Annotated in this window: 1 protein-coding gene; it reads left to right on the top strand. The window is 67.6% G+C overall.

The genetic code is table 11. The features are described 5' to 3' along the window. On the top strand, positions 1-1162 hold a 1162-nt coding region (gene ahcY / locus CKO28_RS27650), incomplete at its 5' end, for an adenosylhomocysteinase (protein ID WP_200344745.1). Positions 1163-1322: the final 160 nt, after the last annotated feature.

Below are 1322 nucleotides of genomic sequence, written 5' to 3'. Positions count from 1 at the left end.
GGGCGCGCGGATCGCGGGCTGCCTGCACATGACGGTGCAGACGGCGGTCTTGATCGAGACGCTGACGGCGCTGGGCGCGGAGGTGCGCTGGTCGTCGTGCAACATCTTCTCGACCCAGGACCAGGCGGCGGCGGCGGTGGCCGCGGCCGGGGTGCCGGTGTTCGCCTGGAAGGGGATGGACGAGGACAGCTTCTGGTGGGCGATCGAGCAGACGATTCTGGGGCCGGACGGCTGGCGTCCGAACCTGATCCTGGACGACGGCGGCGACCTGACCGCGATGATGCACGAGAAGTTCCCGGAGCTTCTGAAGGAGCAGGTCAAGGGGCTGTCGGAGGAGACCACGACCGGCGTGGCGCGGCTCTACCAGATGGCCAAGAAGGGCGAGCTGCTGTGCCCGGCGATCAACGTCAACGACAGCGTGACCAAGAGTAAGTTCGACAACATCTACGGCTGCCGCGAGAGCCTGGTCGACGGCATTCGCCGGGGCACCGACGTGATGATGGCCGGCAAGCGCGCGGTCGTGGCCGGCTTCGGCGACGTCGGCAAGGGCTCGGCGCAGAGCCTGCGCAACGCCGGCTGCCGGGTGATGGTGACCGAGGTCGACCCGATCTGCGCGCTGCAGGCGGCGATGGAGGGCTACGAGGTCACGACCATGGAGGAGGCCGCGCCGCTGGGCGACATCTTCGTCACCGCGACCGGCAACGTCGACGTGATCACGGTCGACCACATGCGGGCGATGAAGGACCGGGCGATCGTCTGCAACATCGGCCACTTCGACAACGAGATCCAGGTCGACGGGCTGAAGAACTTCAAGTGGGACAACATCAAGCCGCAGGTCGACGAGATCGAGTTCCCGGACGGCAAGCGCCTGCTACTGCTCTCCGAGGGCCGCCTGGTCAACCTGGGCAACGCGACCGGTCACCCGAGCTTCGTGATGTCGGCCAGCTTCACCAACCAGGTGATGGCGCAGATGGAACTCTGGCACAACGCCAAGAACTACGGCCACGACGTCTACGTGCTGCCCAAGCACCTGGACGAGAAGGTCGCCACGCTGCACCTGGCGAAGATCGGCGTGAAGCTGGAGCAGATGACCGACCAGCAGGCCGAGTACCTGGGCGTGCCCAAGACCGGCCCGTTCAAGCCCGACCACTACCGCTACTAAGCGCGCGCCGGCGCGGGCCCCGGCGCCTTCTGCCTCTCTCTGGAGGGCGCCATCCCCTCTCCCTCGAGGGGAGAGGGCGGGGCCCGCGACCCGCAGGGTCGTGGGAGGGTGAGGGTGGGACTGCCCGGCATCCACCGGCAAACCCACCCTCACCTGTCCT

Source organism: Rhodovibrio sodomensis, from assembly GCF_016583645.1.
GTDB lineage: Bacteria > Pseudomonadota > Alphaproteobacteria > Kiloniellales > Rhodovibrionaceae > Rhodovibrio > Rhodovibrio sodomensis.
Note: the sequence above shows the minus strand (reverse complement) of the source record. Positions and strands in the feature narration are given on the sequence as shown.